General features: G+C 71.2%; 10 protein-coding genes. 8 read left to right on the top strand and 2 right to left on the bottom strand.

Annotation, left to right across the window (positions count from 1 at the left end; translation table 11 throughout):
- Positions 1-425 (bottom strand): deoxyribodipyrimidine photo-lyase (locus ACFW9D_RS24765; protein ID WP_384624930.1); only part of this gene is annotated, 425 nt, incomplete at its 3' end.
- 239 nt (positions 426-664) lie between these two features.
- On the opposite strand from ACFW9D_RS24765, the gene ACFW9D_RS24760 reads away from it, so the two are divergent.
- Positions 665-1,177, top strand: coding sequence for a DUF4383 domain-containing protein (locus ACFW9D_RS24760; protein WP_384624927.1), 513 nt, complete (start codon positions 665-667; stop codon positions 1,175-1,177).
- A 74-nt stretch (positions 1,178-1,251) separates the two neighbouring features.
- Here the strand turns inward: ACFW9D_RS24760 and ACFW9D_RS24755 are convergent, their stop codons facing one another.
- Positions 1,252-1,884 (bottom strand): alpha/beta hydrolase, encoded by a 633-nt coding sequence (locus ACFW9D_RS24755; RefSeq protein ID WP_384624924.1) that lies wholly within the window; start codon positions 1,882-1,884, stop codon positions 1,252-1,254.
- A 213-nt stretch (positions 1,885-2,097) separates the two neighbouring features.
- Between ACFW9D_RS24755 and ACFW9D_RS24750 the strand changes: the two genes are divergently transcribed.
- From ACFW9D_RS24750 to ACFW9D_RS24720, 7 genes are all read left to right on the top strand, one after another.
- Complete coding sequence (locus tag ACFW9D_RS24750) at positions 2,098-2,682, top strand: sigma-70 family RNA polymerase sigma factor (protein WP_188340976.1); 585 nt, start codon at positions 2,098-2,100, stop codon at positions 2,680-2,682.
- A complete protein-coding gene (locus ACFW9D_RS24745) occupies positions 2,679-3,428 on the top strand; it encodes an anti-sigma factor domain-containing protein (RefSeq protein ID WP_384624921.1) in 750 nt (249 codons plus the stop codon). The genes ACFW9D_RS24750 and ACFW9D_RS24745 overlap by 4 nt, the downstream gene beginning before the upstream one ends.
- Before the next feature lie 124 nt (positions 3,429-3,552).
- A complete protein-coding gene (locus ACFW9D_RS24740; RefSeq protein ID WP_384624918.1) occupies positions 3,553-4,851 on the top strand; it encodes an NAD(P)/FAD-dependent oxidoreductase in 1,299 nt (432 codons plus the stop codon).
- 5 nt (positions 4,852-4,856) lie between these two features.
- Positions 4,857-5,579 (top strand): DUF1365 domain-containing protein, encoded by a 723-nt coding sequence (locus ACFW9D_RS24735; protein ID WP_384624915.1) that lies wholly within the window; start codon positions 4,857-4,859, stop codon positions 5,577-5,579.
- Complete coding sequence (locus ACFW9D_RS24730) at positions 5,576-6,829, top strand: class I SAM-dependent methyltransferase (RefSeq protein WP_384624912.1); 1,254 nt, start codon at positions 5,576-5,578, stop codon at positions 6,827-6,829. Before ACFW9D_RS24735 ends, ACFW9D_RS24730 begins: the two co-directional genes overlap by 4 nt.
- Complete coding sequence (locus ACFW9D_RS24725; RefSeq protein WP_384624909.1) at positions 6,826-8,136, top strand: class I SAM-dependent methyltransferase; 1,311 nt, start codon at positions 6,826-6,828, stop codon at positions 8,134-8,136. The genes ACFW9D_RS24730 and ACFW9D_RS24725 overlap by 4 nt, the downstream gene beginning before the upstream one ends.
- Entirely contained in the window at positions 8,133-8,936 is an 804-nt protein-coding gene (locus ACFW9D_RS24720; RefSeq protein WP_384624906.1) for a DUF1295 domain-containing protein, read from the top strand. The genes ACFW9D_RS24725 and ACFW9D_RS24720 overlap by 4 nt, the downstream gene beginning before the upstream one ends.
- Positions 8,937-9,030: the final 94 nt, after the last annotated feature.

Genomic DNA, 9,030 nt, shown 5'->3' with positions numbered 1-9,030 from the left:
CCGGCGGGTGTCACCGCGCCGGGAGCGACGGCGGTGGTCACGGAGTCATGGACGTGCAGTGTCACTGAGTCCGGGTCCAGTGCCTCGCGCAAGCGCTGCTCGCGCCGGTGGGCGTAGGAGGTCACGTCCGCTGCCATGTGCACCTCGGTGGCCCCGCACTCGGCGGCGACGGCGCGCACCTCCCGGGCGACCGGGCCGCTGCGGATCACCAGGCGGCCGCCGCGCTGCCGGAGCCGCTCGTCGAGGTCGGTGAGACAGTCGGCGAGGAACGCCCGGCGGTTGGGCGCGTCGAAGCCGGCCGCGTGCACCCCTGGATCACGTACGAACAGCGGGACGACCTCGTCCGCCGCGCTCAGGGCGGCGTGCAGCGGGGGGTGGTCGTGCAGACGCAGGTCCGCGGTGAACAGGACGACTGCGACGGTCATGTGGCTCTCCTGGGACGGTGGTCGTGCGGGGCCGGGGTCTGGCCGTGGTCAGGTCGGTGCCGGGCTCCCTGTCTTCTGCTTCGCCGTGCGGCCGCCCGTCGGATGCGCCTGCGCGTCAGTCGGGACGAGCACGATCGGGACGATCAGGCCCGGTCGTCCTCTTGATCGTTCCCTGGGGGTCGTACGGGTCCCCGTGCACATCCTGCATCCGCATCGGGCATTCCCGGCGAATCAGGGGCATGAAGCTACGAGACGAACTTCCCGTCGACCACCGCCTGGCGACCGTCTACCGTTTCGGCGCCGGATTCTGCGGACTGCTGCTCCTCGTCTTCGCCGGCCTCGGCTTCGCGGACGCGCTCAGCCCCTTCGACACGGCGGGCGAGACGATCGCCGGGATGACCAGCAATGTCACGCTGAGCGTCATCTCCACCGCGGTCGGCTTCGTGCTCCTCGCGGGAGCCGTGGTCGGAGGCAACATCGCCTCCGTCCTGAACATGGCCGTGGGCGGTCTGTTCCTGCTGAGCGGCTTCTTCCATCTCTTCGTCCTCGACCGCCCGGCCAATTTCCTGGACTTCGGCATGACCAACGTCCTGTTCAGCTTCGCCATGGGGCTGCTGATCGCGACGTTCGGCATGTACGGCCGGGTCTCCAGCAAACTGCCGCACGACAATCCGTACTGGCGTCACCGCCACCCGGGCCGGGACGGGAAGCCGAATCAGCCGACCGCGCCGGGACCGGCGAGGGCCGGTTGAGTCCGGATGCATGGCGGACCTCATGCGGAGGGAGCGAGTCCCTGAGCACCCTGGCCGCTGACCGACCGGCTCCGTCAGTCCCCCGTCGGATCGGGCCTCCGCGTCACCGAGGGTGCCGCTTCACCCAGCAGGTCGATCACGATCGAGGCGGCCGCTCGGTGCCAGTCGAGGCGGCCGCGCAGCATCGCGTGATCACCGCCGGGCACAAGCCGCGTCTCGACGCTTGCGCCGGCGCTCCGTGCTCTGTGCGTGAACTCCACCGACGCCTGTGGATCGGTGACCCGGTCCCGGTCCCCGTGCAGCACCGTGACACGCTTGCCGTCCAGGTGACTCACCGGGTCGGAGGGTGGGCACCACGGAGCCAGCGCCAGCACTCCCGTCACGTTCGGAGCCGCGGCGGCCAGAAGGGCCGCGCGGCCCCCCATCGAATGCCCGACCAGCACTACGGGTACGTCACCGGCGAGCTGCCCCAGCTCGGCCAGGGCGCTTCGCGCGTCCAGGAGCGCGTCGGCGTCGTCCCCGTTCCAGCCGCGCACCCGGTACCGGACCTCGGCGAGCAGCACCGGAGCACCGTCCAGGGCCGCCGCGGTGGCCCGCACGAAGGGCTTCATCCGCAACGCGGCCAGGTGCCACGACCGTGACGCCGTGCGGTCGTCCGCACGGCCCCCGTGCAGGAACAGCACGGCGGCGTCCACGCTCGAAGGCACCCGGCGCGGCACCAGAGCGGCACGACCCGCTGCGGATTCCGGGGGCAGATGTCCACGCTCGATCACTGACGCTCCTGGTTCGCTCGGCCTCGAAGGGACAGTAGCGGGCCCCGATACTTCTCTGATCGCCGGACGGATCGGCAAGAGAACCAATCCGTTTCCCCGTCCGCACCGAATGAGAGGTAGAACCGTCGAGCCCCTGCGGAGAAACCTGTGATGGAAGCTGTGCACATCGGCCGTCACCCCGACGCCGAACCGGACCTGGAGGCGTTGGTGGGCCGGGCCGCCCTCGGTGACGAATCCGCGTTCGCCTCGGTCTACGACGTGGTGATGGGCCCCGTCCTGGGCACCGTACGAGCCGTGCTGCGCGACCGGGCACAGTCCGAGGAGGTCGCCCAGGAGGTGCTGGTGGAGGTGTGGCGCACCGCACCGCGCTACCGGCCGGACCTGGGCACGGCGATCAACTGGATCCTCACCCTGGCCCACCGGCGGGCCATCGACCGGGTGCGGTCGGTGGAGGCGTCGACCGCCCGCGAGCGCAGAGCCGCACAGCTCGCCCGCACTCCCGAGTTCGACGAGGTGACCGAGCAGGTGGAGGCCCGTCTGGAGCGGGAGCAGGTGCGCCGCTGTCTGCGCACCCTCACCGAGATCCAGCGCCAGGCCGTCACGCTCGCCTACTACCGCGGGCTGACCTACCGGCAGGTGGCGGAGGCGCTGACCGTGCCGCTGGGCACGGTCAAGACCCGCCTGCGTGACGGACTGATCCGGCTGCGCGACTGCCTGGGGGTGACCGCGTGAGCACCGCCGACCTGCACACACTCACCGGCGCCTACGCACTGCACGCCCTTCCGGACGAGGAACGCGCCGCGTTCGAACGGCACCTCGCCGAGTGCGGGGCCTGCCGCGACGAGACCGCCGAACTGTCCGCCACCGCGGCCCGCCTGGGCCTGGCGGCCACGACGACTCCCTCCCCCGCGCTGCGTGAGGAGGTACTGCGCCGCATCACCACCGTCCGACAGGAACAGCCCGGGGCACCCCGCTCGGAGCGGATCGCCCGCGGTCTGCGGTGGCGGCGAGCCTCGCGGTGGGCGCTCGCCGCGTGTCTCGCGGCGGCCGCGGCACTGGGCGGCACCGCCGTGTGGCAGCACGAGCGCGCGCAGGACGCGACCGAACAGGCCCGCCAGGCACAGCAGGACAACCAGCACATCGCCGAGGTCCTCTCCGCATCCGACGCGAAGAGCCTCGCCACCGAGCTCGCCGACGGGGCCTCCGGCACGGTGGTCGTCTCCCACGAACGCGACCGGGCCGTCTTCCTCGCCTCCGACATGGCCCGACCGCCACGCGGCAAGGTGTACCAGCTGTGGTTCGACGACAGCGGCACCATGCGGCCCGCCGGGCTCATGGACACCGCCCGAACCGACCAGGCCGTCCTGCTGGACGGCGCAGTGGACGGCGCGTCCGGCATCGGTATCACCGTCGAGCCGGCCGGCGGTTCCGAGCATCCGACCTCAGCGCCCGTCGCCCTGATGAAGCTCCCGGCCTGACCCGGCGAGGCCCCACCGCCTTCGACGCGCAACCGGAGGTCGGCTGATCGACCGCGCCAATCCGTCCTCGGACCTGCTCCGGATTACGTGAGACAGCGGAGATCAGCCGGCCAGGGGAGAGAAGATGACAGGCGAATCCGAGCGGACACCCACGGCGCGGAGGCCACGTGGCACGGCGATCATCGGCGCCGGCATCGCCGGTCTCACCGCCGCGTACATCCTGTCCCGCACCCGCCGGGTGACCTTGTTCGAGGCGGACGAACGGCTCGGCGGGCACGCCCATACGCACGATCTCGTCTCGCGCGCGGACGGGCGTCCGCACCGGGTGGACTCCGGGTTCATCGTGCACAACCGTCGCACCTATCCGAATCTGCTGAGGCTCTTCGACGAACTGGGCGTCGCCACCCAGGAGTCCGAGATGAGCATGTCCGTGCGGTGCGAGGGCTGCGGCCTCGAGTACGCGGGGGCGCGCGGCCCCGCGGGCCTCTTCGCCCGCCCGCGGAATCTCGTCAGCGCTCGCTACCTGCGGCTGCTGTCCGAGGTGCCGCTCTTCCACCGCGCCGCCCGCGGGCTCCTGGCCGCAGGCGCCGACAGCGGGATCACGCTCGGCGGGTTTCTCGAGCGCTCGGGCTTCTCCCCGTACTTCCGCACGCACTTCGTCACACCGGTGGTGTCGGCGGTGTGGTCGTGCGACGCCGCGATCGCGCAGGACTATCCCGCCACGTACCTGTTCCGTTTCCTGGACCATCACGGGCTGCTGTCCGTCGGCGGCTCCCCGGTGTGGCGCACCGTGACCGGAGGTTCCCGCGAGTACGTCGACAGGGCGGCCAAGCACGTGCACGAGGTCCGCACCGGGGCCGCGGTCAAGGCGGTACGGCGGCATCCGGACGGCGCGGACGTCACCACGGCCGATGGAGCCACGTCCACGTACGACTCGGTGGTGATCGCGGTCCACCCCGACCAGGCCCTGCGGCTCCTCGCGGACCCGAGTGCGGCGGAGCGCACGGCACTCGGTGCGTTCTCCTACTCGCGCAACGAGACTCTGCTGCACACCGACACCTCCTTGTTGCCGGCGGCCCGTGGCGCCCGGGCTTCGTGGAACTACGTCATGCCGTCCTGCGCGGCCGGCGCCGACCGTGTGCGGGTCAGCTACGACATGAACCGCCTGCAGAGACTCACGGCGGCCGAGACCTACGTCGTCACGCTCGGCGGCCGCGACCGCGTCGATCCGGACACCGTCCTGGCGCGGATGGTCTACGAACATCCCCTGTACACCCCCCGGTCCGTGGCCGCCCAGCGTCTGCTTCCCGACCTGAACAGCTCCGTGTGTGCCTTCGCCGGCGCCTATCACGGCTGGGGATTCCACGAGGACGGGTGCCGCTCCGGCGTGCGGGCGGCCGCGGCGCTCGGCGGACGCTGGTGAACACGATGGCCGCCCTCTACCCCTGCACCATCACTCATGTGCGCGCCCGCCCCACGCGCTACACCCTGCGCCATCGCACCTACCTGTGGCTCGTCGACCCCGATCACCTCCCGCGCCTCCCGTGGCCCCTGCGCTGGCTCGCCCGGTTCGACGCGCGCGACCACTTCCGAGGCGATCGCCCCACCATCCGTGCCGGCCTCGATGCCTTCCTCGCCCGCCACAGCATCCACCTCGACGGTGGGCACGTGACGATGCTGACGCAGGCCCGCGTGTTCGGGTACGTCTTCAATCCGCTGACCGTGTACTGGTGCCACGGACCCGACGGCGGCGTCCGGTACATGGTCGCCGAGGTCCACAACACCTACGGCGGCCGTCACTGCTACCTCCTGACACCCGCGCCGGACGGCAGCGCGCGCACCGCCAAGCAGTTCTACGTCTCACCGTTCTTCGCGGTCGACGGTCACTACCGCATGCGGCTCCCGCTGCCGCGGCAGAGCCTGGATCTGACGGTGCATCTGGACCGCTCGGAGGGCCGGGCCTTCAGTGCGCGCGTGCGCGGAGAACGCAGGAGCGCCACCGCCGCACAACTGCTGCGCCTTGCCGTGCGCCACCCTCTCTCCCCGCTCGCAGCGGCGGCTGCCATCAGATTTCACGGAGTTCGCCTCTACCTGCGAGGACTGCCTGTCCAGCCCCGCCGGGGCGATGACACACGAAAGGACTCGGCATGACGACGACGTGCCACCGAAAGGACACGGTCGACCCGGCGCGCTGGCCCGACATCATCGCGGCGCCCAGGACATCACGCGCCCGCAGGAGACTCACCGAGCTGATCCTCCGGCGCGCCCTGGACCGCCTCCCCCTGCGGGCCAGAATCAAGGGAACCCCCTTCGCCGGCCTGGGCGGCCCACTGCTGGACATAGAAGACCCCGACGCGTTCCACGCGCGGATCGGCGCCTCAGGCCTCGTCGGCTTCGGCGAGTCCTACATGGCCCGTGAATGGGACGCACCGGATCTGGTCTCCGTGCTGACCGTGCTGGCCGCCCATGCCGACGAACTCGTCCCGGCGCCCCTGCAACGCCTTCGCGGTCTGTGGGCACCGCGTCATCCGGCCGAGGAACGCAACACCCGGCACGGCGCCCGCGCCAACATCAGCCGCCACTACGACCTGTCCAACGACCTGTTCTCCCTCTTCCTGGACGAGACCCTCACGTACTCCAGCGCCGTCTTCCGTTCCCTGCCCGCCACTTGGGACCAGCTCGCGGCCGCTCAGCACCGCAAGATCGACAGGCTGCTCGACCTGGCCCAGGTGGGCCCCGGCACCCGCCTGTTGGAGATCGGCACCGGCTGGGGCGAACTGTGCCTGCGGGCCGCGGCGCGCGGGGCCGAGGTCACGTCCCTGACGCTCTCGCGAGAACAACGGGTCCTGGCCCGGCGGCGCATCACAGAGGCGGGCCTCCAGGACCGCGCCCGCGTGGAACTGTGCGACTACCGGGAAGCACGTGGGCAGTACGACGCCGTCGTGAGCGTGGAGATGATCGAGGCGGTCGGCGCCGAGTTCTGGCCCACCTACTTCCGCACCCTGGACGAACGACTCGTGCCCGGCGGCCGGGCCGTGATCCAGGCCATCACGATGCCGCACGCGCGCATGCTCGCCACGCGGTCCACCTTCACCTGGATCCACAAGTACGTCTTCCCCGGCGGAATGATCCCGTCGACGAGGGCCGTGGCCGAGACGGTGCGGGACCACACCCGTCTCACCGTCGCCCGACGTGACGCCTTCGGCCCGCACTACGCGGAGACACTGCGCCTGTGGCGCGAACGGTTCACCCGTCGCGAGCAGGACGTGCGCGACCTCGGCTTCGACGAGACCTTCCAACGCCTGTGGACCTTCTACCTCGCCTACTCCGAGGCCGGCTTCCGCTCCGGCTACCTCGATGTCCAGCAGTACCTGCTCACCAAGGAGGATCACGTCCGATGACGCGTCTGCTCCGAACGTTGCGCAGCGGAGTCGCACCGCGGGTCGCCGCCCTCGCGGCCACCGTCCTCGGCGGACCTCTGCCGGTCCGGCTCCGCGCCTGGGACGGCAGCGAGGCCGGCCCCGACAGCGGGCCCGTGGTCGTGCTGCGCCACCGGCGCGCCCTGCGCCGACTCCTGTGGCAGCCGGGCGAGTTGGGACTCGCTGAGGCCTACATCGCGCAGGACGTCGACGTGGAGGGCGAGCTCACGGAAGGACTGCGCTCGATGTGGGCGGCGGCACGGGAACACGGGCTGCGGGCCCCCAGGGCGACGCCCACCGACCGCGCCCGTGCGGCAGCCCTCGCGATCCGGCTCGGCGCCCTCGGACCCCGTCCCCCCGCCCCGGCCGGCCGGGCTCGGCTGCACGGAAGCCCGCACAGCCGTGCCCGCGACCGGGCCGCGATCAGCCACCACTACGACCTGTCCAACACCTTCTACCAGCGGCTGCTCGACGAGACCATGGCGTACTCCTGCGGATACTGGGCCCGCACGGACTCCGGCTTCACCCCGGCTGACGCGCAGCGGGCCAAACTCGAGCTCATCTGCCGCAAACTCGCGCTGCGTCCCGGCACCAGGCTCCTCGACATCGGCTGCGGATGGGGATCGCTCACCCTCCATGCCGCGGAGCACCACGGCGTGTCCGTGACCGCCGTGACCCTGGCCGGGCAGCAGGCAGCCCATGTCCGTGAACGGGTCCGCGCACGCGGTCTGTCCGACCGTGTCGAGGTGGTCTGCCAGGACTACCGCGACATCGAGGGCGGTGGCTTCGACGGCGTGGCGGCGGTCGAGATGGGTGAGCATGTCGGGGACGGCCAGTATCCGGCGTTCGCCGAAGCCCTGTCCCGTCTGGTGATGCCGAGCGGGCGTGTGCTCGTCCAGCAGATGTCGCGCCGGCACAACGCGCCCGGCGGTGGCCCGTTCATCGAGACGTACATCGCGCCGGACATGCACATGCGCCCGCTCGGCGAGACGACGGGGCTGCTTGAGGCCGCGGGCCTGGAGGTACGCCACGTCGAGGCGATGCGGGAGGACTACGTCCGTACCATCGCCGCCTGGCATCACACGCTCGAGGCGGACTGGGACGGCTTCGTCGGCCTCGTGGGCGAGGAGGCCGCTCGCGTGTGGCGTCTCTACCTCGCCGGCGGCGGACTCGCCTTCGAGCAGGGCCGGATGGGAGTCGACCAGATCCTGTGCGTCCGGCCCGGCCCCGGCGTCTCCGCGGCCGCCACGGATGTCCCGACCTGGTACGAAGGGCTGGCGGACCGGTGAGCGGCTTTCCCTGGGGAGCATTCGCCCTGAACCTCGCCTGGAGTGCCGGCGCGGCTCTCGCCGTCGTCCTGGCGACGTTCGCCGTCTCGCTTCGGACCGGAGTCCACCGGATCGTGGACATCGCCTGGGGCATCGCCTTCACCGCCGTCGCGGTGGTGACACTGGCCGCTTCACACGGACACGGAGACCTTTCGCGCCGACTGCTGGTCGCCGGTCTGACCGCTGTGTGGGGACTGCGGCTGGCCGTGCACATCGGTGGGCGCGGGCGCGGCCAGGGCGAGGATCCCCGGTACGCCCGGATGCTGGCCAAGGCCCCCGGAAACCCGATGCTGTACGCGCTGAGCCATGTCTACCTCCTGCAGGGGGCCCTGGTGTGGCTCGTCTCCCTGCCCGTCCAGGCCGCGCAGTACATCGGACTTCCGCTGTCCGTCGTCTCTGTCCTGGGCATCGCGCTGTGGGCACTGGGTGTCTCCTTCGAAGCGGTCGGTGACGCCCAACTCGCCCGCTTCAAGGCGGATCCCGCTCATCGCGGCCAGGTCATGGACCGGGGTCTGTGGTCCTGGACCAGACATCCCAACTACTTCGGGGACTTCTGCGTCTGGTGGGGGCTCTTCCTGCTCACCTGCGACGTCCCCGTGGTGGCCGCCGTCTGCGTGATCTCCCCGATCGTGATGAGCCTTCTCCTGACCCGGGGCAGCGGCAAGAGGCTTCTCGAGCAGCACATGGCCACGCGTCCGGGCTATGCCGCATACCAGCGCCGCACCAGCGGGTTCTTTCCCCTGCCGCCCCGGAAGCCGTGAGAAGGGCTCCACGGTGACCACGTGGAGCTCCCCTCGCGACGGCGGGACACGATAGTGTGACCCCGTCCCCGCGGCCCATAAGCGCTGGCACCGC

Origin of the sequence: Streptomyces sp. NPDC059524 (genome assembly GCF_042749255.1) — a bacterium.
Taxonomy (GTDB): Bacteria; Actinomycetota; Actinomycetes; order Streptomycetales; family Streptomycetaceae; genus Streptomyces; species Streptomyces xanthii.
Note: the sequence above shows the minus strand (reverse complement) of the source record. Positions and strands in the feature narration are given on the sequence as shown.

Excerpts from the sequence above, each read along its gene's own strand:
- ACFW9D_RS24760 (WP_384624927.1), top strand. The coding sequence starts at position 665 with ATGAAGCTACGAGACGAACTTCCCGTCGACCACCGCCTGGCGACCGTC.
- ACFW9D_RS24740 (WP_384624918.1), top strand. The coding sequence starts at position 3,553 with ATGACAGGCGAATCCGAGCGGACACCCACGGCGCGGAGGCCACGTGGC.
- ACFW9D_RS24735 (WP_384624915.1), top strand. The coding sequence starts at position 4,857 with ATGGCCGCCCTCTACCCCTGCACCATCACTCATGTGCGCGCCCGCCCC.
- ACFW9D_RS24730 (WP_384624912.1), top strand. The coding sequence starts at position 5,576 with ATGACGACGACGTGCCACCGAAAGGACACGGTCGACCCGGCGCGCTGG.
- ACFW9D_RS24725 (WP_384624909.1), top strand. The coding sequence starts at position 6,826 with ATGACGCGTCTGCTCCGAACGTTGCGCAGCGGAGTCGCACCGCGGGTC.